We start from the raw sequence: 24,621 nt of genomic DNA, 5'->3' as shown, positions 1-24,621 counted from the left end.
CCGCTGGGCTGTCTTTGCTCCACTAGATTGTGCGGGGCGCCGGGGAAGTTCTCCGCCCGTCACGCGGAAAGGACCTCCCATGACCCTGCTCCCGGATCTGAGCACCCTCGCCTGGGCCGCCCTGGCGGTGAGCGCGGTGCTCGTGGGGTTCTCCAAGACGGCTCTGCCTGGGATCAACACCCTGGCCGTCGCGATCTTCGCCGCGGTGCTCCCCGCCAAGCCCTCCACCGGCGCGCTGCTCCTGCTGCTGATCGTGGGGGACATGTTCGCGCTGTGGACCTACCGCAAGCACGCGCACTGGCCCACGCTGATTCGTATGCTCCCGGCCGTTCTGGTGGGCCTCGGGCTGGGCGCCGTGTTCCTCGCGTTCGCGGGGGACTCGCTCGTCCGTCGCGTGATCGGCGTGATGCTGCTGATGCTCATGGCGCTCACGCTCTGGCAGCGTCACCGGGACGCGGCACCCCGGGACGACGACGCCGCTCCTCCCGCCCCTGCCTCTCGCGCCGTGGCCGCGGGGTACGGCTCGCTGGGCGGGTTCACCACCATGGTCGCCAATGCCGGGGGCCCGGTGATGTCCATGTACTTCCTGGCCGCGCGCTTCCCCAAGCACGCGTTCCTGGGCACGGCAGCATGGTTCTTCGCGGTGATGAACCTGCTGAAGGTTCCGGTCTCCGTGGGGCTCGGGCTCATCACCACCCAGACCCTCGTGCTCGACGCCCTGCTGGTTCCGGGCGTGGTGCTCGGCGCGTTCGCGGGGCGGTGGGCGATCACCCGCATCCGGCAGCGGGTCTTCGACACCGCAGTCATCGTGGTCACGGTGCTGGGGGCGCTGTACCTGCTCGTGTGAACCACGGGGGGAGGGCTCCGCGATACTGGACACCATGCTCATCCCCTTCGACCTGGACCACATCGGCGCGGGGCTCCCGTTCGCGGAGTCCGTCCCCGAGCTGGAGCGCGCCCTGTCCGGGGGAGTGGCCGTGGTCCAGGCCCCTCCGGGCACGGGCAAGACCACGGTGGTCCCGCCGCTTGTGGCCAACCTGGTGCATGGCACCACTGCGGGGGAGGTTGCCCGCGTCGTCGTCGTCCAGCCCCGTCGGGTCGCGGCGCGGGCGGCCGCGCGCCGGCTGGCCGCGCTCACGGGAACGGAGCCGGGCGGCGTCGTCGGCTGGAGCGTGCGGGGCGAGCGGAAGACGTCGAAGGCAACCCGCGTGGAGTTCGTGACCCCCGGGATCCTGCTGCGCCGCCTGCTGCGTGACCCGGAACTGACCGGGACCGCCGCGGTGGTGCTGGACGAGGTGCACGAGCGCGGCGTGGAGTCGGACCTGCTCGTGGGGATGCTCGCGGAGCTGCGGCAGCTGCGGGAGGACCTCGTGCTCGTAGCCATGTCCGCCACGGTGGAGGCGGAGCGGTTTGCGGCTCTGCTGGGCGGGGACGTGCCCGCCCCGGTGGTGGACTGCCCGTCGGCCCTGCACCCGCTGGGGGTCGAGTGGGCGCCGGGCCCGCAGCGTCTCGACGAGCGCGGAGTCACCCCCGCGTTCCTTTCCTACACGGCCCGCACAGCGGCCGACGCGCATCGCAAGGCTCTGGCACAGGACCCGTCCGTGGACGCCCTCGTGTTCCTCCCCGGCGCCCGGGAGGTCTCCCGCGTGGCGGCCGAGCTGCGCGGCCTGACCGACGCCGAGGTCCTCGAGCTGCACGGCCAGCTGCCTCCGCGCGAACAGGATCGCGCTGTGGCGGGCCGCGCGACGGGGGAGCGCCCGCGCATCGTGGTCACCACGTCCCTCGCGGAGTCCTCGCTCACGGTCCACGGCGCGCGCCTCGTGGTGGACTCCGGCCTGGCCCGCCAGCCCCGCCGGGACGCCGGACGCGGGATCTCCGGGCTCGTCACGGTCTCCGCGTCCAAAGCGTCCGCCGAGCAACGCGCGGGCCGCGCCGCCCGCCAGGGCCCGGGCACCGTGGTGCGCTGCTACGACGACGCCGCCTGGGGCGCCATGCCCGCCCACACCGTCCCCGAGGTGCGCACCGCGGACCTCACCGCCGCGTGCCTCGCGCTCGCCGTGTGGGGCTCCCCGGGTGGCGAGGGCATGGCCCTGCCGGACCCGCTGCCGCCCCGGGCCCGCGCGGACGCCAAAGCCGAGCTGACCCGGCTGAGTGCGGTGGCCGAGGACGGCCGCGCCACCGACCTCGGCCGCCTGCTGGTCTCCCTGCCCGTGGAACCCCGCTGGGGCCGCGCCCTGCTGGACGGTGCGGACCTCGTGGGTGCCAGAACGGCCGCGGAGGTCATCGCCACGGTCTCCGACGGCGCCCGCGTGCCCGCCGCAGACATCCCCGCCTTCGTGCGCGGACTGCGCTCCTCCCGCGGCGGCGAGTCCGCCCGGTGGCGCCAGGAGGTGCAGCGGTTGGAGCGGATGGCGGCGCACCCCGCGCCCACGGGCGACGGTGCGGCGGACGAGGGCAACGAGAACACGGACGCGCCGCTCCGCGGGCCGCAACCGGACGTGCCTGCCGGCGTCCGGGAGGGCGTCGTCGTGGGCCTGGCGCGGCCCGAGTGGGTGGCCCGGCGGATGGACGCCCACGGGGACCAGTGGCTGCTCGCCTCCGGAACGCGCGCGGGGCTGGAGGCCGGGAGCCCGCTGCGTCACCACGAGTGGCTCGCGGTCGCTGACCTCAGCCGCGCCGCGGGACGGGCCGCCGCGGGCACGGGCGCGGTGATCCGGGCGGCGGCACCGCTGGACCTCGAGCACGCGCAGCTCGTGGCGGGCCCGCTCGCCCGCACCGAGACGCGCGCGAGCTTCTCGAACGGCCGCGTGAGCACCCGGGAGGTGCGTGCGGTGGGCGCGATCGAGCTCTCCGCCACGCCCGTCCGTGCGGACCCGGACACCGCCGTGCCTGCCATCCGCGCCGCGCTCGCCGCCGAGGGCCTGGACCTGCTGCCCTGGGACGACGCCGCCCGCGGGCTGCGCGCGCGCCTTGCCCTGCTGCGTCGTCACCTGGGGCAGCCGTGGCCAGCGGTGGACGACGCCGCCCTGCTCGCCCGCGCGGACGAGTGGCTGGGCACGGAGCTGCGGGACGTGGCCCGCGGCGGATCGCTGCGCTCGGTGCGCGTGGCGGACGCGCTGCGCCGGCTGCTGCCCTGGCCCGAGGCCGCCCGCCTGGACGAGCTGGTCCCGCGGCGGCTCGAGGTGCCCAGCGGGAACACCGCGCGGATCGACTACCCGGAGGTCTGGGACGAGGCGGAACCCGCGCGGCCGCCCGTGGTGGCCGTGAAGCTGCAGGAGTGCTTCGGCTGGGCGGAGACCCCGCGCGTGGCAGACGGGTGCGTGCCCGTGCAGTTCCACCTGCTGTCCCCGGGGAAGGCCACGCTGGCCATCACCGAGGACCTTGCCTCGTTCTGGTCAGGGCCCTACACCCAGGTGCGCGCGGAGATGCGCGGGCGCTACCCCAAGCACCCTTGGCCCGAGGACCCGTGGAACGCGGTGGCCACCGCCAAGACCTCGCGCGCCCTGCGGCGGGACGGCTGAGCAAGGGTCCGGGCGCGGGCGGCCATCGCGGGCCCGGTGTGCGCACGCGGCGGGGGCGCTGGGGTCTGGACGGTTGCCCCGGTTCGGGGCGGGACGGTGCGGGTGGACGCAGGCTGCCGACCCGTGACCGCAGAGGGGGTGCGGTGCGGCCGGGACCGCCCGTGGACACCCCGGTTGAGATGGGATGTGACCTGGGTTACTGTGAAGTTTCGCCCGATCCCCCGGGGCGCACCACCACGTGCGTCGCGGGCCTGCCCGTTCACCTCACGGGCGGGGCCCGGGCAGCACGACTGGCAGACGACCCGCACCAGCCGCCTCATCATCCAGGCTGGTTCGAGTGCTCGGCTGACCCGCGCCATCCCGCCTCACCCGTTCCGTCGCGCGGACGGGCCGGTGAGCGACCACGGAGCATCCGCTCGGTGCCGCACACCGGTTGCACCCGCAGCGGGGCCCGAGGCGCGAGGGGGCGTGTCCGTTCTCAGACACAGATCGCGAAGTGACTCTCATGACCACCACCACAGCGGAAACCGCCATGACCATCGACCCCACCGAGATCCCCGCCGTGGGCCCCGAGCTCGCCCGTTCGTGGCTGCTCGTCAACGGCTCGCACGTCTCCCGCTTCGACCAGGCCGCCCAGAGCGCCGCGGACGCCGTGGTGCTGGACGTCGAGGACTCCGTGGCACCCGCGGACAAGGCCCAGGCCCGTGAGAACGTGATCGCGTGGCTCGGCTCCCGCAACCAGGACGGCCAGGTCAACCGCGCGTGGGTGCGCATCAACGGCTTCGGCACCGCGTGGTGGGAGGAGGACCTCCAGGCCCTGCGTGACGTCCCCGGCCTGGACGGCGTGATGCTTGCCATGACCGAGTCCCCCGAGCACGTCACCCGCACCGCGGAGCTGCTGCGCGGCACCCGGATCGTGGCCCTGGTGGAGACCGCCCGCGGGGTGCAGAACCTGCAGGACATCGCCACCGCGCGCTCCACGTACCGCCTGGCGTTCGGCATCGGCGACTACCGCCGAGACACCGGCTTCGGCGAGAACCCCATGGCGCTCGCGTACACGCGCTCGCAGTTCACCATCGCCTCCCGCGCGGCGAACCTCCCGGGTCCCATCGACGGCCCCGCGGTCGGGGCGCTCGGCGCCAAGCTCGCCGAGGCCACCGGTGTCACGGACGAGTTCGGCATGACCGGCAAGCTGTGCCTGATGCCCGAGCAGACCGCCACGGTCAACGAGGGCCTGTCCCCGTCCCTGAGCGAGCTGTCCTGGGCCACCGAGTTCCTGCAGGAGTTCGAGGAGGACGGCGGCCAGATCCGCAACGGCTCCGACCTCCCGCGCCTGGCCCGCGCCCGCAAGGTGCTGGGCCTGGCCACAGCGTTCGGCATGCGCCTGCCCGAGGGCTACGACATGCACTTCGAGGCCCCCACGGACACCTACCACTGCTGAGCGCGCGGCGCCCCACCCGGGCGTTCGTGCGGAACCCGGCGCGGCGGCGTCGTCATCCCCGGATGGCGACGCCGCCGCGCCGTCGTGCGCGCGCCGGCCCCTCGAGCACGGCGTCCCGGCCGGCGCCCCGTTCCCGCGTGTGTGCCCCGGCCTGGCGCCGGGCACCGTGGGCGACGACGCCGCGCACGTCCACCTGCGCGGGCCCCGGCCTGCGCCGTCCCGGTGGAGGCGCCTCCCGTGGGTCCCCACCCCTCGAGGCAGCCCCGGCGGAGACACGCCGCCGGGGAGTGGGCTGCGTCATTGCCCGGGACGGGGCGACGGCGGAAGATGGTGGTGGGAACGCATTTCGGTGCCACCTGTATCCGGCCTCGGCCGGGCGCGGAACGCGGAACCGGGAGGTGTTCCCGCCAACCGGACCGTGTCCGTGCCGCCCAGGCGGCCGGGCGTGGCCGGACAGTCCGCGTCGAATGGAGCAGTGACACCGTGAGCCCGTCCAACGAAACCACCGTCCGCCGTACCAAGATCGGAATCGTGGGAGCGGGGTCCGTGGGCACCTCGCTGGCCTATGCCGCGATGATCCGCGGCACGTCCACGGACATCGCGCTCTACGACCTGCAGACCGCCAAGGTGCAGGCCGAGGCACTGGACCTCTCCCACGGGCAGATGTTCGCCCCGGGGGTCCGGGTGGAGGGCTCGGACGACGTCGCCGTGCTCAAGGACGCGGACATCGTGTTCGTGACCGCCGGCGCCAAGCAGAAGCCCGGGCAGACCCGCCTGGACCTGGCCGGTGCCAACACCGCGATCCTGAAGTCCCTCATGCCGCAGCTGCTGGAGCAGGCCCCGCAGGCGGTCTTCGTGCTGGTCACCAACCCGTGCGACGTGCTCACCGTGGTGGCCCAGCAGATCACCGGGCTGCCGTACCAGCGGATCATGAGCTCCGGCACCGTGCTGGACACCTCCCGCCTGCGCTGGCTGATCGGCAACGAGGCGCAGGTCAACACCAGCAGCGTGCACGCCTACATCATCGGTGAGCACGGGGACAGCGAGTTCCCCGTGTGGTCCTCCGCGAGCATCGGCCAGGTGCCGGTCAGCGAGTGGGAGGTGGACGGGCGCCGTCCCTTCACCCCGGAGCGCCTGGTGGAGCTCAAGGACCAGGTGGTCAACGCCGCGTACCGCGTGATCGAGGGCAAGGGCGCCACCAACTACGCGATCGGCCTGGCCGGTGTGCGGATCGCCGAGGCCGTGCTGAAGGACCAGCAGGCCGTGCTGTCCGTGTCCACGGTGCTGGACGACTACTACGGCGTGAACGGCGTGGCCCTGTCCGTGCCGTCCGTGGTGGGCGGCACCGGTGTGGGCCAGCGCCTGCGGATCCCCATGGGTGAGCCCGAGAAGGAGCAGCTGCGCGCCTCCGCCGAGACCATGCGCGGGTCCCTGCGCGACCTGGGGTTCTGAGCCGGTTCGTGGCGGAACCGCCACGGCCGTGGACGTGAGAACGCCCTCGCACCGTACGGTGCGAGGGCGTTCTCACGTGTCAGCGCCGGGGCGCCGGGTCTGCTCAGACGGCCCCGGCGGGGGCCTCACCGGCAGCGGCCTTGGCGGCGGCAGCGGGGTCAGCCTCCTCGGGGTGGTTGACCAGGCGCAGGGTCTCGTCGAACTCGCGGTCGATCTCCGGGTTGTCCCGGTGGGTGATCAGGGAGACGACGACGCCCACCAGGCCACCCAGGATGAAGCCGGGGATGATCTCGTAGAGGTCGCTCCACGGGGTGTACTGCCACAGGAACACCGTGGCGGCGCCCACCACCATGGCGGAGATGGCCCCCGCGTTGGTGAGCTTGCGCCAGAACAGGCTCATGAGCACCACGGGACCGAAGGCGGCGCCGAAGCCGGCCCACGCGAAGCCCACGAGGTCCAGGATGGTGGAGTTCTGCTCCCACGCCAGCGCGGCGGCCACCACGGCCACGAGCAGCACGCCGCCGCGGCCGAGCCACACCTGCGCCCTGGGGGACGGGGTGCGCTTGGCGGCCAGGTTGTAGAGGTCCTCCACCAGGGCGGAGGAGGAGACGATCAGCTGCGAGGAGATCGTGGACATGATCGCGGCGAGCACCGCGGCCAGCACGAACCCGGCCACCAGGGGGTGGAACAGCACCTGGGACATGTCCAGGAAGATGGCCTCGGGGTCGGTGGGCTCCTCGCCGGGGCGGTTGCCGTAGTACGCCAGGCCCACCAGGGCGGTGCCGATCGCACCCAGCACCGTGAGCAGCATCCAGCCGATGCCGATCCGGCGCCCGGCCTTCGCATCCGCGGGGGTGCGCAGCGCCATGAAGCGCACGATGATGTGGGGCTGGCCGAAGTAGCCCAGGCCCCACGCGAGGGACGAGATGATGCCCACGGCGGTGCCGCCCGCGAAGAGCGAGAGCGCGTCCGGGTTCACGGCCTCGATGCGGTTGACCATCTCACCGGGCCCACCCACCAGGAAGACGCCCACGATGGGCACCAGCAGCAGCGCGATCAGCATGAGCAGGCCCTGGAAGAGGTCCGTGTAGGACGCGCCCAGGAACCCGCCGAAGAACGTGTACAGGACGGTCACGCCGGCCACCAGGAGCATGCCCGTGAGGTAGCTGGTGCCGAACGAGGACTGGAAGAACACGCCGCCGGCCACCATGCCGGAGGACACGTAGAACGTGAAGAACACCAGGATGATCACGCCGGAGATCACGCGCAGCACCCGGGTGTTGCCCTTGAGCCGGTTGTCCAGGAAGGACGGGATGGTGATGGAGTTGTGGGAGACCTCCGTGTACGCGCGCAGCCGCGGCGCCACGATCTTCCAGTTCACCCACGCACCCGCGGTCAGGCCGATCGCGAGCCACGCCTCCACCAGACCGGAGAGGTACACCGCACCGGGCAGACCCATGAGCAGCCACCCGGACATGTCCGACGCCCCCGCGGAGAGCGCGGCCACGCCGGGCTTGAGGTTGCGCCCGCCCAGCATGTAGTCGTCGAGGTTCTTGGTCTTGCTGTTGGCCCACAGGCCGATGCAGATCATGACGATGAAGTACGCCAGGATCGCCATGAATTGGTACGCCTGATCGGACATGCGCGTGCCTTCCGGTACGGGGTCGTTGGACTGCGCCCACTGTATAGGGGGATGAAATGGTTCCCGGTTGCATGAAGTGAGGCAGAGCACAAGGGTACGCCGCCCGGGTGGACTCCGCGGTTCAGTCCTGCGCCGCATCCCACGGCTCGAACACCGTGGGCTCCCTGGTCCAGCTCGCGGGGTCCCAGTGATCCATGACATCCGCGGCCGTGCGCACCGGGTGGGTGATCCCCAGCGAGCGGGCCAGCCACCCCACCACGTCCTGCGCCGTGTGCCCGAGCTCCTGCAGCTCCCGCAGGGTCACGGCGCCGTCCCGTTTGGCCAGCCGGTCCCCGGAGGGGCCCATCACCAGGGGCACGTGCGCGTACTCGGGGACGCCGTGGCCCATGAGTCCAGCCAGGTAGGCCTGCCGGGGAGCGGAGGGCAGCAGGTCGTCCCCGCGCACCACCTGGTCCACGCCCTGCTCGGCGTCGTCCACCACCACGGCCAGGTTGTACGCGGGGGTGCCGTCGTTGCGCACGAGCACCATGTCGTCCACGGCACCCGTGAACTCGCCCGCGAAGTGGTCGTGCACCGTGAACTCACGCACCCCCGCGCGCAGCCGCACGGCGGGAGGACGTTGCGTGCGGCGTCGTGCCCGCTGCTCCTCGGTCAGGTTCCGGCACGTGCCCGGGTAGGCACCCGGGATGCCGTGGGGTGCGGAGGCCGCGGCGTGGATCTCCCGGCGCGTGCAGAAGCACTCGTAGGTGAGCCCGGCGTCCGTGAGGGTGCGCACGCGCTCCAAGAACAGGGGGATGCGCTCGGACTGCAGGTCCACGGGCCCGTCCCAGTCCAGACCGATGGCCCGCAGGTCCTCGACGTTGCGCTCGGCGGCGCCCCGCTTCACCCGGTCCAGGTCCTCCACGCGCAGCAGGAACCGGCGACGGGTGGCGCGCGCGAAACCCCACGCGGCCAGGGCCGTGCGCAGGTTGCCCAGGTGCAGGTCCCCGGAGGGCGACGGCGCGAAGCGGCCCGCGGGGGCGGGGGCGGTCTCGGTGTGGCGGGGCATCACGCGAGAGACAGTAGCACCGGAGCCCGGCGCACCGGAGGGGTGCGTGCGGTCTGGGAAGGCTGCGCTCCCGCCCCCGCCCGGACCAGCGCGTGGCTCGCACCACGCCCGCTGCGCCCCCGTCCCGCGGGCTCCGCGGGCCCTTCCCGATGCGGGGCCGGTAGTGCGTTACGGATAGAGTGAAGCGCATGGCACGCACCCAGGAGCTGCGCCCCGGCGTCTACGTGATCGGCACCGACAACTGGAGACTGAACTCCGGTCTGGTGCTGGGCACTCAGCGCGCCCTGGTGGTGGACACGGGTGCTGGGCCGCGTCAGGGCCGGGAGATCCTGGCCGCCGTCCGTGAGATCACGGACCTGCCGCTGACCGTGGTGAACACCCACGCGCACTACGACCACTTCATGGGCAACGCGGTGTTCGCGCGCGCCGGCGCCACCGAGTTCTGGGCGCACAAGGCCTGCGCGAGCGCGATGGCCGAGGTGGGGGAGTACCAGCGCAGCTTCGTGAGCACGCAGGAGCCGGAGATGGGCGCGGGCGAGGGGATCGACACCCGCCTGGTGCTGCCCACCAACACCCTGCCCGGCACGGGCCTGCGCCCGTCCCTCACACGCATCGACCTGGGCGAGCGGCCCGTGACCCTGTTCTTCCTGGGCCCCGGCCACACGGACAACGACGTCTGCGTGGGCGTGGACGACGTCGTGTTCTGCGGGGACCTCGTGGAGGAGGGCGCGGACCCCAACTTCGAGGACGCCTTCCCGCAGCGGTGGGTGGAGTCCCTGCGCGCGCTGGCCACCCTGGAGCGCTACACCGCGTTCGTGCCCGGCCACGGCACGCCCGTGACCGTCAACTTCGTCACGCAGCAGGCGGACACCATGGAGCTGGCCCTGCGCCGCGCCCGCGAGGTGCAGGTCACGGAGGACGGCCCCTCCACCGCGGCGATGTACCGCCTGCCCTACCAGGCCGGTGTGGCCCGGGTGTTCCTGGACCGCTGGGCGCTCATCGAGTCGCAGAGCGCAGCCGACGTGCCACCATCGACCATCCCAGAGCAGCTGCGGCCGCAATCCCCAGATACCCCGCCGTCAGCGTGACGCGCCCGCCAAACGTGCCCGCCAGCGCGGGATAGGGCCACCAGATGGCCACGGCCAGCAGTGCGCCGGTGACCACGGTCAGCGTGACGGCGGTGCCCAGCCGCGGCCTCGCGGGAACGGTCATGAGGGCGCCCCGGTACCCGTACGGCCGGGGATCCCAGGCCCCGCGCTGGGCCCGCGGCCGGTTCCGCCGCTCCGCATCCCTCGCCGCCGACGCCGCCCGCTCCAGTTCCCGCGCCTGCCGCTCGTGCGCGGGCGGCAAGTAGGCGCTGTCCCCGCGGTCCTCGCTCCATGCGCGCTCCTGGCGGCGGTGGGAGCGCTCGTCCATGAACCGGCGGTAGCTCCCGGCCGGGGTGCCCCCGGTGCGGAGACGGCTGCGTGCCACGGCGGCGTCGATCAGCTGGGTGGCCAGGGCCGCCAGGACACCCCAGCCGCCCACGATGAGCAGGGCGGCCACGGCATCCGTGGGGCGGTGCCAGCCGTTGAGCACGGTGGTCATGCCCACCACGGCCGCGAGGAACGCCCCCCACCGTCCGGCGCGGGCCCGACGGTGCGGCGGGGCCACGAGCAGCGCGGCCATGAGCAGGGAGGCGGCCGCGGTGGTGTGCCCGGACGGGAACGAGTTGGAGGCGATCTGCTGCACCCCCAGGTCCGGTTTGTCGAAGACCCCGTGCTTGAGGACCTGGGTGCTCACATTGGCGGCGACCACGGCCACCGCTGCGCACGGGGCGGCCACCCACCGGCGGTAGCGCACGGCCCACACCAGCGCCAGTGCCCCGGCGAGCACCGCCACCACCTCGGGCAGGAACTGGGCGGCCACGAGCACGAAGGACGGGAAGAAGGTGTTGCGGTCCGCCTTGGCCTGCTGCAGGGCGGTCTCGTCCAGGGCCTGACCGGTCACCGTGTTCAGCCCGGCATGGGCCACCAGCAGCACGAGCCCCCACAGCAGGGCCACGGACAGCGCCGCGGCCACCACGGTGCCCGCACTCAGGGGCCGGGCCGGGGACACGGGAACAGGACCCGGGGAGCCGGGAACCGCAGCGGGGGCGCCGTAGCCGCCGCCGTAGACCGGTGCGGGGTACTGGCCACCGCGGTACGGATCACCGTGCTGGGGGCCGGAGCGGTAGGGGTCGGGGCCTGGGGGGTACGGGGTGTGGGACACGGACGGCGGACCTCATCGGAAGACAGCGGACGGGTCCCCTCGGAGATGGTGGACCCGGCCCTCCATGGTGGCACGACCCGCCGGGTTCCGGCTGTGAGCCGCACGTCATCGTGCTGGATGCCCGCTCGGAGCGAACCGGCCCCGGGCATCGGGGTGGGCGCGGGGATCAGCCGCGGGCGCGCACTCCGGAGAGCCCGGCCCTGAGCTCGGCCGCGGGCGCGCGGCCCGGAGACCCGGGTACGGGGAAGCGGAGACGGGGCGTGCTCCGCGGATGCACGGCCCGGATCAGCGGCGGGAGCGCGTGAACGCGGAGACGCCGGTGATGGCCCGGCCCACGATCAGCGCCTGGACGGAGTCCGTGCCCTCGTAGGTGGAGACCACCTCCATGTCCGTGAGGTGGCGGCCGATGTGGTTCTCCAGCAGCAGCCCGTTGCCGCCCAGCATGTCTCGGGCGGTGCGGCACATGTCCAGGGCCTTGCGGGACGTGGTCATCTTCACCAGGGAGGCCATGGCGTCCGTGAGCTGGTCGCTCTCCTGCAACTGGGCCATGCGGGTGCACATCAGCTGCAGGGAGGTCAGGTCCGAGAGCATGGTGGCCAGGCGCTCCTGCACCAGCTGGTAGTTGGCGATCGGCATGCCGAACTGCTCGCGCTCCAGGGCGTAGTTCGCCGCGATCTCGAACGCCGCCATGCCGTGGCCCACGGCCTCCCAGGACGCACCGCCGCGCGTGGCCTTGAGGACCTTGTTGACGTCCTTGAAGCTGTGGCAGTTCTCCAGCCGGTTCTCGTCCGCGATCCGCAGGTCCTCGATCACGATGTCCGCCTGGTTGATGGCGCGCTTGCCGATCTTGCCGGCAATGACCTCGGGGCGGTAGCCCTGCGGGTACTCGCCGTCCTCCTGCTTCTCCACCACGAAGCACTTGACCTGCCCGTCCGCCTCGTCCCGGGCGTAGAGCACGATGACGTCCGCGGCGTGGCCGTTGCCGATCCAGCGCTTGTGCCCGTTGAGCACCCAGTGGTCCCCGTCCCGGCGAGCGGAGGTCTCCAGGGACACGGAGTCCGAGCCGTGGGTGGGCTCGGTGAGCGCGAACGCCCCGGTCTTCTCGATCCTCGCCATGGTGGGCAGCCACCGCTGGCGCTGCTCCTCGTTGCCGAGCATGTAGATGCTGCCCATGCACAGGTTGGAGTGCACGCCGAAGAACGTGTTCACGGAGCCGTCGATCCGGCCCATCTCCCGGGCCACCAGCCCGGCCGCCTGGCGGGAGAGCCCCGGACAGCCGTAGCCCTCGATGAACGTGCCCACGATGCCCAGGTCCGCGAGGCCCTTGAACACGGGCAGGGGGTGCTCGCCGGCCTCCCACGCCTCGTTGATGGTGGGCAGCACGTGCTCCCGGCCGTAGGTCCGCACGCGGTCACGCAGGGCGGTCTCCTCGGCGGAGAGCTCCTGGTCCAGGAGGAAGAAGTCGGGGTTCTCGAGCAGTTCGCTCATGACGGGTCCTTTCGGTGGGAGCGGAGCCAGTTCATGACCTCGGTGCCGTCCGCGCCGAGGGCTGGCGGGGCCTTGTCGTAGCGCACCGGGGTGCGGCTGAAGGTCACGGGGTTCTTGATCAGGGGCACGGCCTCCTCGCCCTCGCCCACCTCGACCACGGGCTCCAGGCCCAGGGAGGCGGCGTACTCCACGCCCTCGGGGATGCTGAGGATGGGGGCGCACGGCAGGCCCTCGGCCTGCAGCCGGGAGGCCCATGCCTCGGCGGTGTCCGAGGAGAGCGCCTCGTTGAGCAGCGGGCGCAGCTCGTCCCGGTGGTTGTTGCGCTTCTCCACGGTGTCGAAGCGGGGGTCCTCGCCGAGCTCGGGCAGGCCCAGCACCGTGACGAGACGCCGGAACTGGGGGTTGTTGCCCACCGTGATGATGAGGTCCTTGTCCGCGGTGGGGAAGGGGCCGTAGGGGAACAGGCTGGGGTGGTCGTTGCCCATGCGCTGGGGGTCGTTGCCGCACGCGGCGTAGCCCGTGGTCTGGTTGACCAGGGAGGACAGCGCGGAGGAGAGCAGGTCCAGGTGGATGTGCTGGCCCTTCCCGGAGGCGTCCCGCTCGTGCAGGGCCCCGAGGACCGCCACGGCGGCGTGCAGCCCGGTGAGGACGTCGAACATCGCCACACCCGCGCGCTGCGGCGGGCCGTCCGCGGAGCCGGTCACGGACATGAAGCCCGATACCCCCTGGACCAGCAGGTCGTAGCCGGGCAGGTGAGCGCCGCCCGCCGTGCCGAAGCCCGTGATGCTCGTGTGGATGAGCCCGGGCCACCGCTCGGCCACGGACTCCGGGTCCAGACCGAAGCGGGCCAGCCCGCCGGGCTTGAAGTTCTCGATGAACACGTCCGCGGCGTCGATGATCTCGTACGCGGTCTCCAGGTCCGCGGGCTCGCCCAGGTCCAGCACGATCGAGTGCTTGTTGCGGTTCACGGACAGGTAGTAGGTCCCCACCCCGTCCCGGCTGGGCGGTTTGAACCCGCGGGTGTCGTCCCCGGCCGGGCCCTCCACCTTGATCACGGTGGCACCCATGTCCGCGAGCAGCATGGTGCAGTACGGGCCCGCCAGCACGCGGGAGAAGTCCGCGACGACGATGCCGCTGAGCGGCCCGGGGGTCGACTCCTGAATGGGGGACATGAACGCTCCACTGTGCCGGTGACTGTGTTTCACCACACACAACCACCGGCATTGGGTTCTGTCCAATACACGAAGGGACGCTCAGTAATGCTCCTGTGGCAACAATCACGTAGGCTCCGGGCATGGAAGTCCACGAGGCCAAGGCATTCCTGGCCGTTGCCGAGGAACTGCACTTCGGCCGCGCCGCCGCCACCCTGCGCATCGCGCAGCCACCCCTGAGCCGGCTCATCAAGAGCATCGAGAAGTCCCTGGGGGCTCAGCTGTTCGAGCGCAGCACCCGGCAGGTCTCGCTCACCCCGGCCGGGCAGGCCCTGCTGGATCCCGCGCGCGAGCTGGTGGCGGCGTCCGAGAACGCGCGCCGCGCCGTCGCCAAGTCCGTCACCGGGGAGACCGGGCGGGTGCGCCTGGGATTCGCGGGCGCCTCGATCAACCGCAAGGTCGCGGAGCTGGCGCGTCACGTGCGCACCCACCGCCCCGGGGTCCACCTGGAGCTGCACGGCTCGCAGTTCTCCCACACCGCCATGCAGAAAGTCCTGGACGGATCCCTGGACGTGGCCATCGGGCGGTGGGACTTCATCCCCTCGGAGCTGCGCTGCTCCGTGGTCGGGCACGAAGAAGTCATGGTGGTGCTGCCCAGCAACCACCCGCTGGCCGATTCCGCCCGCGTGGACATGGCCCAGCTGTCCGAGGAGTCGTGGGTGGTGCTGCCCGCGGGTCCGGGGGCCGCGCTGCAGAACCGGCTGACCTCCCTGGCCACCGGGGCGGGCTTCGTGCCTCGCGTGGCGCAGGTGGCGCCGGACTCGTGGACCCTGGTGGTGCTCGTGGCCGCCCAGATCGGCTGCGCTCTGAGCCTGGACAGCGTGCGGGACAACGTGTCCTCGGACGGCGTGGTGTTCCTGCCCCTCGTTCAGCCGCAGCGGCCGCTGGACGTCCAGCTCGTGTGGCGCGCGGCAGACCCCAACCCCGCCCTGCGCGCGGTGGTGCGCCTGGCCCAGAACCTCTACGGGGACCCCCGCGGCCAGGCCGCAGGGGTCCCCGGGAGCTAGCAGGTCCTATTCGTAGTCGTACCAGCCGTGGCCGGTCTTGCGGCCGTAGTCACCGGCCTCGTACTTCTCCGTGACGGACTTCGCGGGCAGGGAGGCGGGGTCACCGGTCTGCTCGTACTCGGCCAGGCGGATCAGGTAGACCACGTCGATGCCCACCATGTCCATGAGCTCGAACGGACCCATGGGGTGGTTCAGGGCGGTCTTGGCCGCGACGTCGATGTCCTTGTAGTCCGCCACTCCGTCCTCGTAGAGCTTCAGCGCCTCGGAGCGCAGCGCGCCCAGCAGGCGGTTGGCCACGAAGCCCGGGACCTCCTTCTTGAGCTCCACGGGGGCCTTGCCGATCGCGCGGGCCAGCTCCATGGCGGTCTCCACGGTCTCGCGCGAGGTGCCCTGGTGCGGGACCACCTCCACGCACTTCATCACCAGCGCGGGGTTGAAGAAGTGCACGTTGCACACCTTCTCCGGGCGGTTGGTGGCGTCCGCCACCCGCGAGGACACGATGTTCGAGGAGTTGGTGGCCAGGATGGTGTGCTCGGGGCACACCGCGTCCAGCTCCGCGAAGACCTGGCGCTTGATGGTGAGGTCCTCCACCGCGGCCTCGATCACGAAGTCCGCCTGCGCGGCGCACGCGTCCCGGTCCGTGGAGAACGTCAGGCGCTCGAACGCGGCGTCCACGTCCTGCTGGGTGCGCCGGCCCTTGCTGACGTCCCGGTCCATGCGGGAGTGCAGCTGCTCGGAGGCCTTGTCCACGGCCTCCTGCTTGATGTCCACCACGTCCGTGTCGTACCCGGCCAGGGCGCACACCATGGCGATCTGGGAGCCCATGGCCCCGGCGCCGATCACGGTGATGTGCTGGATGTCCTTCAGGGGGTTCTCGCTCACTTGCTCACGTCCTTCTGTGCGTTCTGCGGGGCGTCCTGCTGTGCTGCCGTGCGGAAATCGGGGGTGCGCTTCTCCAGGAACGCGGTGGTTCCCTCGGCCTTCTCGGCGCTGCTGTAGAGCACGGACTGGGCCAGGCGCTCCAGCAGGATCCCGGTCTGGTGGTCCACGTCGAAGCCGTGGCGGATCACGGTCTTGGCCAGCTGGATGGCCAGCGGGCCCTTGGCCATGATGGCCTGCGCCGTCTCGCGGGCGGTGTCCAGCAGCTCGTCCGGCTCCACCACCTGGGTCACGAGCCCCATGGCGAGGGCGTCCTCGGCCTTCACCCGGCGCCCGGTCAGCACGATCTCGGTGGCCCGGCCCAGGCCCACGAGCTTGGCCAGGCGCTGCGTGCCGCCCGCGGCGGGCATGATGCCCAGCCCGGTCTCGGGCAGCGCGAACTGCGCGTTCGTGGACGCAATGCGGATGTCGCACGCCAGGGCGAGCTCGTGCCCACCGCCGAACGCGTAGCCGTTCACCGCCGCGATGGTGGGCTTGGGGAACTGCTCCACCTTCTCGTACACGCCCTGCATGGTGGCTCTCAGCCCGTCCTTGGGCGTGCGCACGGCGAGCTCGTTGATGTCCGCGCCCGCCACGAACGCCTTGTCCCCGGCGCCGGTGAAGACCAGCACCTGCACGTCCTCGTTCTCGGCCAGCTCCGCGAGGGTCTCGGTGATGGCCCGCAGCACGGTGGCGTTGATCGCGTTGCGCACCTCTGGCCGGTTCACGGTGACCAGGGCGATCCCGTCCGTGACGTCCACGGTCAGGACGTCGGTGTTCTGTGTGCTCATGGGGCGTTCTCCTTCGGTGTGCTCGTACGGAGCCTTGCGGCCCGCGCTCGTCGTCACCTTCTTTCATACCGCCTGACGGTGACGCGGGTCGCACTCGCCGGGCATTCATTCCGATCCGGCATCAATCCGTTGCGGTGCGGGCAACGCGCCCGGGGGTTGCGCTCGGCGGTGGGTCACGCGCCCTGGGGGACCCGGGTGATCTCCCCGGTCTCGGGGTCGACGACGGCGCGGGGCTTCCTGAGGCGCGCCAGCGCGGCCGCGGCGACCACGAGGGCCAGCCCGATGACCGTGACGAGCACGCCGGGCAGGAACATCATGAATCCGCCCACCGCGAGAACGACCCGCAGGTACACGGGCAGCTGCCGTTCCACGAAGGTCAGCCAGCCGCCCATGGCCGCGGCGATCGCGTAGACCGCCACGAGGCTGGAGAGGAAGGCCAGCACGATGTGCACTGGCTCGCCCTGGGCCACCAGTGCGGGGTTGAGCGCGAAGCCGAACGGCACCACGTACTTCACGGCGCCGAGCTTCATGGCGGAGAAGCACGTGGCCATGGGGGAGGCCTTGGAGATGCCGGCCGCGGCGAAGGCCGCGAGCCCCACGGGCGGGGTGATGTAGGAGACCGATGCCCAGTAGATGACGAACAGGTGCGCGGCGATCGGGTCCACCCCCAGGGCCGTGACGGCCGGGACCATCACGATGGCCAGGAACACGTACGCGGCGGAGATGGTCAGGCCCATGCCCAGAATGAAGCACACCACGGCGCCGGCGATGAGGATGAGCACCACGTTGTCGCCCACCAGGGCCACCAGGTCGCGGGACAGGGACAGCGCCACGCCCGTGGCGGTCAGGCCACCCAGGATCAGGCCCACCCCGGCGATGATGCCCACGATCTGCGCGAGCGTCTTGCCCACGTCCACGCCCATGTCCACCCACTGGCGGGGACCGAACGTCACGCTGGGCTTGGCCAGGGCGATCATCAGCAGGATGGCCACCACCCAGTAGGGCACCTGGGCCTCGGAGTCCGTGGTGAACAGCAGCACGGTGAGCACGGCCAGCGCACCCAGGTACGGCCAGCCCATGGCCAGGGCGTGACGGGCGCGCGGCAGCAGGTTCTTGGGCGTTCCGCGCAGGCCGCGCTGGGCGGCGTAGCCGTCGATCTGCAGGAAGATGCCCAGGTAGTAGAGGATCGCGGGAATGGTGGCCGCCACCAGGATGGTCGTGTACGGCACGCCCACGAAGGAGACCATGAGGAACGCCGCGGTGCCCATGATGGGCGGGGTGATGGAGCCGCCGGAGGACGCGGTGGCCTCCACGGCCCCGGCCACCCGGGCGCTGAACCCGGAGCGCTTCATGGCCGGGATGGTCATGGGCCCCGTGGTCAGCACGTTGGACACCGCCGAGCCGCTCATCATGCCCATGGCCGCGGAGCTGGCCACGGCCACCTTGGCGGAGCCGCCGCGGTAGCGGCCGAACACGGCCATGGACAGCTCGTGGAAGAAGTCCGCGCCCCCGGTGTGCTGCAGCACCACGCCGAAGAGCAGGAAGCCCACCAGGATGGTGCCCGCGGTCTGCAGGGGCAGGCCCAGCACACTGTCCACGCCCATGGTGTGCACCTGGGCCAGGGTGGGCAGGTCGTAGGAGATGCCCTGCAGGAAGGACAGCGGGATGATCCCCGCGAACAGCGGGTACACGGAGAACAGGAACGCGATCACGAGCACCACCAGACCGGCGGCCCGGCGCAGGGTCTCCAGGATTAGGGCCCAGAACACGAAGCTCAGCACGGTGGCCAGGGTGGGTGCCATGTACTGCCAGCCGTACTCCTGGATCTCGATGCCGTGCACCGCGAAGTACACGCACGTGCCCACCACGGCCAGCAGCAGCAGGACGTCGTACCACGGCACACCCCGCCGCTGCCGAGCCGCGGCCCCGGGGGCGTGCTTGCGGATGGGGGTCACGATGAACACGATCGGCACGAACACCGCGATCAGCAGGTACAGGAACGAGTTGGTGGGGATGGTCACCCCGCCCACGTTCCAGAAGAACACCTGGTTCATGGTCAGCAGCACGCCCACCACGGTCAGCACGATCACCAGGCTGCGCCAGAACGGCGTCAGCCGCGGGCTCGCGTCGTGCAGGGAGACGTCCGAGGGCATGGTGGGCTGGGCGGCGTCGCCCCCGGAGGGAGCGGCGGACGCGGAGCTGCCGGTGCCCGCGGCGTGCGGGTGCAGGCGCGTGGCGGTGATCTCAGCGCCGGTGCGGGGGTCGATGGCCGGTCCGGGGGCGGTGATGGGGCCAACGGTGCCAGCGGCAGCCGAGGCACTGGCGGTGCCGGCGGCGTCGCCGGACTGGTACGGGGTGCTCATGCGTGGCCTCCGGAGGGTGCGGTGGTGGACGAGGCGCCGGGCAGGGTGCCGGGGGTGTCCGGGAGCTCGGGGAGGTTGGCCTTCTTCCAGTCCACCCACTCCTTGCGCGCGGACTTGGGGTCGTCGCGGTCCTTGTGGTCCTGCCAGAACGCGGGCCAGGCCTCGTGCATGCGGCGCTCGCGCTCCAGCAGGGCGTCCTGGCGGGTCTGCAGGTCCTTGCTCCAGCGGCCCTTGCGGGTGAGGAACTCCACCATGGCGTCGTGGAACGGGATCACCAGGGGCGTGAGCTGGATCTGCTCCGCGCCGAAGCGGTGGGCGTCCGGGGTGGTGTCCTTGTAGTCGGGGTAGTAGTGGTCCATGTCAGCCACCAGCGACGCAACTTCCTCGTGGGGCCGGTCCGCACGGGCGACCACCGGGATGGTGTACTGCATGTTCACCGCCGTCTCGCCCTTGGCCAGGCCCGCGCCCTTGGAGAACTCGCCGGGCTTGACCATGGGGGCCAGCTCCTTCCACGTGGCGTACTGGGCGGGTGTGCCGCCGCCCAGGTTCAACCAGCGGATGGGGTACTGGGACGCCAGCTCGGACACGTTGGCGCCCACCACGTTCTGGTACAGGGTGTCGATCTGCCCGGTCTTCAGCGCCTCGATCTGGCCGCTGTAGGTCACGTCCACCATCTGGACGTCCTTGCCGGTGAGGCCGCCGAAGTTGAGGATCGCCTCCATCTTGCGGTTGATGGACGTGCTTGCGATCAGCTTGGGGAACTTCTTCCCCTTGAGGTCCGCCACGGTCTCGATGCCGCTGTCCTTGCGCACCAGCACCCCGTAGTTGCCCGGGGGCGTCCACACCAGGCGCAGCGCCTGCGGTCCCCACTGCTCCGAGCAGTACTCGTCGTTGCCCTCGAACGCGTAGTAGTACTCGTCCCCGGTGCGCGAGTACTGCGCCGTCCCGTTGATCAGCGGCGCCAGGCGCCCGATGCCGGTGTCCGAGGTCATCAGCCGGATCTGCCGGCCCGTCTCCTGGGTCAGCGTGTTGGCCACCGCAGCGAGGTCGTTGTACGTGCCCGTGCCCACGCCGAACGTGGACCACACGAGCTGCTGGGTGCCCCCGGCGGCCGTCGAGCCGCCCGAGCACCCGGCCACACCGGCCAGCACGGGCAACGACGCCGCTGCGGCCAGGAGCGCGCGGCGGTTGAGGGTACGCGGCATGGTGCCTCCACTGAACTGGTCCGACGGATCGACCGGGTCCTGCGTCCCGCCCCAGTGGGCGCGGCCAGGGGAACCGGAGGTTCTCATTCATACAGCCATGAAGTGATCTACGACACTTACTCGCGAGTTTTATGCGTAACGGGTATCAGCGGTGGTTGGGGCGGGCAACGCCGGGCCGGGTTGCGACACGGGTGGGTGCCGTTGGCGGTCTCAGGAAGGGCGCTCGGGGCGCAGTGCGAAAGGGTCGGGCCCAGTAGCTGAGGTGGGCCTCAGGAACCCCCTCCGTACATTCATCTGCGGGGAGGGGTCGGAGAGCCTCAACCTTCGGTGGGCCGCTCGACGGGTTCTTCGTCATCGAGCCACTCCACGGGGGCGTTGCGAAGACCGGCGGCCAGGGCGGTGGCCGTTTCCTTCCACGAGGTGAGCTCGGCGACGGCCAGGTGCGGCTGCTTGGTGGAGAACGACGCACGGGCGGCCTGCAGGATTGCCCGGGCGCAGTCGTCCCTGCCCTGCGGCGACAGTGCGAACATCCAGGGGAAGACCTCACTCATGCGTTCCGTGAGCGTGCCCCTGGTGTCGGTGGCAATCGCGATCAGCTGAGCAGCCAGATCGAGCAGTTCACGGCGCGCGCGGTCCTCGCTGTCGGTCATCATCACGAGGGTTTCGCCGTCCCGCCGGGTGACGGTCACGGGGTGCTCGGTCGCAGCGGCAAAGACCTCAGCGGATGACCGACTGAGGTCTGACGACTTGAACTCGTGCGGGAGGGCCTGGGCGGTGCTCATGGAGTAACTGTAGTTCTGAACTTATTCTGAAAACAAGCGGAGGTCTCGGTGCCAGGCGGCAGGGCCCGCTCCGCCCGTCGCGTGTCCTCGGTTGGGCCCCGACCCGGGCGTCCGCGGGACTCAGCGCGACGCCGCCGGGCCCCCTCCGTGGGCCACGTTGCGCTGGTGCGCCTGCACGTCCGCCAGCAGACGACGCCGCTGGTCCCGGACCCTGCGCTCCTCACGGTTTCGTGCGGCCTCCTGAGCCGCCCGCTTGCGGGCCGCCGTGCCCGGTCGTCAGGTGGGGCATGGAAAGGCCACGCTACCCCGCCTGTCCCCGCAACCGCTCGTAGAACCCCGCCGCCATGGCCAGGGACACCAGCTCCTCGGTGGGCATGTCCTGCAGCAGCTTCGCGAACTTCTCCGAGAGGTCGTTGTGCCGCCACACGCTGTCCTCCAGCACCACCCGCAGCTCGGGGGATCGGGCAAAGTCCGCAGGGGTGTTGTTGCGGGCCTGCTGCCGGAGGTTCTCGTTCTCCTGGGCCGGGGTGAGCCACAGGTCCACGGACGTCACCTTGTACTCGTCCGAGGCATCCAGCCCGCCCAGGTACTTGTTGACCTTCTCCACCAGCTCGGCCTTGGCGGCACGTTCGCGCTCCGCCTGTTTGCTCATGCCCACCTCGGTGAGCCCGCGCAGCCCCTCGGCCTGGTCTTCTTGTAATTTCAAGTCTTCTTCGCGCTGCTTCTCCAGGTGGTAGTGCGTGAGCACCACGTCCTCCGCGGTCACCGTCTCGGGGATCTCGGTGTCCAGCCTGGCGTTGAGCTGGCGCCCCAGCAGGTCCGCGAACACGGAGAGCTTGATGAACTCCGGGTCCCCGAAATTGAGGATCTGCGAGAAGAACGCGTAGGACGTCACGTACTGGCCCAGCAGGGAACGGAACTCCTCGAGCGTGTCCCGCTCCGCGGCGTCGTCGTCCGCGCGGTCCCAGCGCTCCATGAAACGGGAGACGGCGGGGTCCAGGCCCGGGAGCAGCGCGGTGTGCCGGCCGTGGACGTGGTTCCACGCGTCCCACACCTGGTCCACCTCCGCGTCGGTGAAGATGGCGGCGGCCTTGAGCTTCTCCAGCTGCTTGATCACCAGGTCCAGGTCCGAGGGCGTCTTGATCTCGGCGTCCTCGTAGTACTCCTGGAACGCGGCGAGGATCTGGTCCGGATCGTTCACGAAGTCCAGGACGTACGTGTCCGTCTTGCCGTCCATGCGGCGGTTGAGCCGGGACAGCGTCTGCACGGCGGCGATGCCGGAGAGCTGCTTGTCCACGTACATGCCAACCAGCAGGGGTTGATCGAAGCCAGTCTGGTACTTGTTCGCGACGATCAGGATGTTCTGGTCGTCCTGGTTGAACACCGCCGCGAGGTCCCGCCCGCGCACGTCCGGGTTCATGGACGCCTCGGTCACCTCGGGGCGCTCGCCGTCCCCGATCACCGCCACGTCCGGGTCCGGCAGGGTGCCGGAGAACGCCACCAGGGTCTTCAGCGGCAGGTTCTCGCGCTCGATGTGGCGCTGGAACGCGCGCTGGTACTGCACCGCGGCCGCGCGCGAGCCGGTGACCACCATGGCCTTGCCGCGCCCGTTCAGTGCGGGCTGCACCGTGGTGAGGTAGTGCTTGACGATCACGTCCACCTTGGAGCTCACGTTCGTGGGGTGCAGCTCCACGAACCCGATGTACGCGCGCGTGCCCCGGCGCACGTCCACCTCGCCGCTCTCCGCACTCTGCCCGGACGACGACGCCGCTCCCGCCCCCTCCCTGCCGTTCGTCCCGTTTCCGCCGGGCACGTTCGCGGGGTCCGAACCCCGCAGCGCGATCTTGGCCACGCGCTCGTAGGTGGTGTAGTTCTTCAGCACGTCCAGGATGAAGCCCTCCTGGATGGCCTGCTTCATGGAGTAGAGGTCGAACGGCTCCTTCTTGCCCGCCTCGTTGGGGGTGCCGAAGAGCTCGATGGTCTTGGCCTTGGGAGTCGCGGTGAACGCGAAGTAGCTGATTCTGTGACCGTCGTCCGCCTGGGCGGCCATGCGGACCAGGGCGTCCTGGTCGGCGCCCGGTTCCAGGTCCCCGTTCTCGTCCACCGCGGGGGAGTCCGAGCCCGTGGCGGCGGTGGGGTCGTTGAGGTACAGCAGCTCCTTGACCGCACTGGCCGCGTTGCCGGACTGCGAGGAGTGGGCCTCGTCCGCGATGACCGCAAAGCGCTTGCCCTCGAACGAGCCGCCCTTCTCCCGGATCTGGGACAGCGCATAGGGGAAGGTCTGCAGGGTCACGCCGATGATGGGCACCCCCGCCGAGAGCGCCTCGATGAGCTGCCCGGTCTTGGAACCCTCCGAGCCCGAGGTGATGGGCTGGAACTGTCCCGTGCTGTTGACCAGCTGGTCCACGGCGTCCTGGAGCTGACGGTCCAATACCTGGCGGTCCGCGATCACGAAGACGGTGTCGAACACCTTCTCGCCCGCGGCCGTGTGGAGTGTGGCCATGCGGTGGGCGGTCCACGCAATGGAATCCGTCTTGCCGGAACCTGCGGAGTGCTGGATGAGGTACTTGTGACCCGGGCCGTCCTCCCGGGCGGCGGCGGTGAGCCGGCTGACCGCGCGCCACTGGTGGTAGCGGGGGAAGCGGATCTGCGCGCGGTCGATCTCCGCACCCGTACGCGGATCCACCTTCTTCTGGTGGTTCACGTACACGAACTTGGTGAGGATGCTCAGCCACGTGTCCCGCTGCAGGGTCTCCCCCCAGAAGTACGAGGACCGTGCGCCGTTGGGGTTGGGCGGGTTGCCCGCGCCGTTGTGGTGACCGCGGTTGAAGGGCAGGAACGACGTGCCCGGGCCCTTCAGCTCGGTGGTCATGTAGACGTCGTGGTCCGTGAGTGCGAAGTGCACCAGCGCGCCCCGGAACGGGGTCAGCAGGGGCTCGCCGGCGGGCGTGCGGTCGTTCTCGTACTGCTTGATCGCGGCTTGGAGCGACTGGGTGAAGTCGGTCTTGATCTCCACGGTGGCCACCGGCAGGCCGTTGAGGAAGAACACCAGGTCGATCCGGTCCGCCTTGCGGGTGGAGTAGACGACCTCCTGGACCACGCGCAGCCGGTTCTGCGCGTAGCGGGCGGCAATCTGAGGGTTGCGGTCGTCCGCAGGCGGCATCTGCAGCATCTTGAAGCGCCGGGCGCCGGGCACCAGGAATCCCTTGCGGAGTACGTTCAGCACGCCACCGCCGTCCCGCTCGGGTTGGGAGAGCTGACTGGCGATCCGGTCCAGGATGCGACGCTCACCCTTGGCCCGGGCGGCATCGTCACCGTGGGGCGGGACGACCTTCGCGAAGTTCTCCGGGTCCGTGTCCTCGAGCCAGCCCAGGACGTCCTCCGGGAAGATGGCGCGCTCCTTGTCGTACCCCTCCGAGCTGGGGGAGTGGAGCCACCCGTGCTCGGAGAGGTAGGTGGCGATCTCCTGCTGGAGCTTCTTCTCCTGGTGCTGCTGACTCAT

At 71.1% G+C, this 24,621-nt stretch carries 17 protein-coding genes; 6 read left to right on the top strand and 11 right to left on the bottom strand.

The features are described from left to right. The first annotated feature begins 79 nt into the window (after window positions 1–79). The 4 genes from P8S73_RS05000 (at window position 80) to P8S73_RS04985 (ending at window position 6,414) form a co-directional block, all read left to right on the top strand. Window positions 80–847, top strand: a complete 768-nt coding sequence (locus P8S73_RS05000) for a sulfite exporter TauE/SafE family protein (RefSeq protein ID WP_102614083.1) — start codon at window positions 80–82, stop codon at window positions 845–847. 34 nt (window positions 848–881) lie between these two features. Beyond that, window positions 882–3,521, top strand: a complete 2,640-nt coding sequence (gene hrpB, locus P8S73_RS04995; RefSeq protein ID WP_102614082.1) for an ATP-dependent helicase HrpB — start codon at window positions 882–884, stop codon at window positions 3,519–3,521. A gap of 505 nt (window positions 3,522–4,026) precedes the next feature. Beyond that, complete coding sequence (locus P8S73_RS04990; RefSeq protein ID WP_053069501.1) at window positions 4,027–4,962, top strand: CoA ester lyase; 936 nt, start codon at window positions 4,027–4,029, stop codon at window positions 4,960–4,962. Window positions 4,963–5,445: 483 nt separating this feature from the next. Further along, complete coding sequence (locus tag P8S73_RS04985) at window positions 5,446–6,414, top strand: L-lactate dehydrogenase (protein WP_396350546.1); 969 nt, start codon at window positions 5,446–5,448, stop codon at window positions 6,412–6,414. A 103-nt stretch (window positions 6,415–6,517) separates the two neighbouring features. Here P8S73_RS04985 and putP read toward each other — a convergent pair whose 3' ends face one another. Further along, window positions 6,518–8,056: a sodium/proline symporter PutP gene (gene putP / locus P8S73_RS04980; protein WP_396350545.1), complete on the bottom strand. Its 1,539-nt coding sequence runs from the start codon at window positions 8,054–8,056 to the stop codon at window positions 6,518–6,520. 121 nt (window positions 8,057–8,177) lie between these two features. Beyond that, window positions 8,178–9,104 (bottom strand): tRNA glutamyl-Q(34) synthetase GluQRS, encoded by a 927-nt coding sequence (gene gluQRS, locus P8S73_RS04975; protein ID WP_160119497.1) that lies wholly within the window; start codon window positions 9,102–9,104, stop codon window positions 8,178–8,180. A gap of 188 nt (window positions 9,105–9,292) precedes the next feature. Here gluQRS and P8S73_RS04970 point away from each other — a divergent pair, with 188 nt between their 5' ends. Further along, window positions 9,293–10,192, top strand: coding sequence for an MBL fold metallo-hydrolase (locus P8S73_RS04970; RefSeq protein ID WP_135010868.1), 900 nt, complete (start codon window positions 9,293–9,295; stop codon window positions 10,190–10,192). Here P8S73_RS04970 and P8S73_RS04965 read toward each other — a convergent pair. The 3 genes from P8S73_RS04965 to P8S73_RS04955 all read right to left on the bottom strand — a co-directional run bounded on the left by P8S73_RS04965 (window position 10,101) and on the right by P8S73_RS04955 (window position 14,014). Then, window positions 10,101–11,354: a phosphatase PAP2 family protein gene (locus P8S73_RS04965; protein ID WP_235005140.1), complete on the bottom strand. Its 1,254-nt coding sequence runs from the start codon at window positions 11,352–11,354 to the stop codon at window positions 10,101–10,103. The two genes, P8S73_RS04970 and P8S73_RS04965, sit on opposite strands and share 92 nt — an antisense overlap. A gap of 285 nt (window positions 11,355–11,639) precedes the next feature. Next, complete coding sequence (locus tag P8S73_RS04960) at window positions 11,640–12,842, bottom strand: acyl-CoA dehydrogenase family protein (RefSeq protein ID WP_047979104.1); 1,203 nt, start codon at window positions 12,840–12,842, stop codon at window positions 11,640–11,642. Then, complete coding sequence (locus P8S73_RS04955) at window positions 12,839–14,014, bottom strand: CaiB/BaiF CoA transferase family protein (protein ID WP_396350544.1); 1,176 nt, start codon at window positions 14,012–14,014, stop codon at window positions 12,839–12,841. Before P8S73_RS04955 ends, P8S73_RS04960 begins: the two co-directional genes overlap by 4 nt. A 122-nt stretch (window positions 14,015–14,136) precedes the next feature. Between P8S73_RS04955 and P8S73_RS04950 the strand changes: the two genes are divergently transcribed. Next, a complete protein-coding gene (locus P8S73_RS04950) occupies window positions 14,137–15,060 on the top strand; it encodes a LysR family transcriptional regulator (protein WP_396350543.1) in 924 nt (307 codons plus the stop codon). Between the two features lie 6 nt (window positions 15,061–15,066). Here the strand turns inward: P8S73_RS04950 and P8S73_RS04945 are convergent, their stop codons facing one another. From P8S73_RS04945 to P8S73_RS04920, 6 genes are all read right to left on the bottom strand, one after another. Continuing rightward, a complete protein-coding gene (locus tag P8S73_RS04945; protein WP_396350542.1) occupies window positions 15,067–15,942 on the bottom strand; it encodes a 3-hydroxyacyl-CoA dehydrogenase family protein in 876 nt (291 codons plus the stop codon). After that, window positions 15,939–16,769, bottom strand: a complete 831-nt coding sequence (locus P8S73_RS04940) for an enoyl-CoA hydratase/isomerase family protein (protein ID WP_396350541.1) — start codon at window positions 16,767–16,769, stop codon at window positions 15,939–15,941. Before P8S73_RS04940 ends, P8S73_RS04945 begins: the two co-directional genes overlap by 4 nt. Before the next feature lie 173 nt (window positions 16,770–16,942). Next, on the bottom strand, window positions 16,943–19,132 hold the full coding sequence (locus P8S73_RS04935; RefSeq protein ID WP_396350540.1) for a TRAP transporter permease: 2,190 nt from the start codon (window positions 19,130–19,132) through the stop codon (window positions 16,943–16,945). Further along, window positions 19,129–20,337: a TAXI family TRAP transporter solute-binding subunit gene (locus P8S73_RS04930; RefSeq protein ID WP_396350539.1), complete on the bottom strand. Its 1,209-nt coding sequence runs from the start codon at window positions 20,335–20,337 to the stop codon at window positions 19,129–19,131. Before P8S73_RS04930 ends, P8S73_RS04935 begins: the two co-directional genes overlap by 4 nt. A 317-nt stretch (window positions 20,338–20,654) precedes the next feature. Beyond that, window positions 20,655–21,119: a prevent-host-death protein gene (locus P8S73_RS04925; RefSeq protein ID WP_396350538.1), complete on the bottom strand. Its 465-nt coding sequence runs from the start codon at window positions 21,117–21,119 to the stop codon at window positions 20,655–20,657. Between the two features lie 301 nt (window positions 21,120–21,420). Beyond that, the gene (locus P8S73_RS04920; protein ID WP_396350537.1) at window positions 21,421–24,621 is read right to left on the bottom strand and encodes a type I restriction endonuclease subunit R; all 3,201 of its coding nucleotides are present in this window, start codon (window positions 24,619–24,621) and stop codon (window positions 21,421–21,423) included.

It is taken from the genome of Kocuria sp. ChxB (genome assembly GCF_044359605.1).
GTDB lineage: Bacteria > Actinomycetota > Actinomycetes > Actinomycetales > Micrococcaceae > Kocuria > Kocuria rhizophila.
Note: the sequence above shows the minus strand (reverse complement) of the source record. Positions and strands in the feature narration are given on the sequence as shown.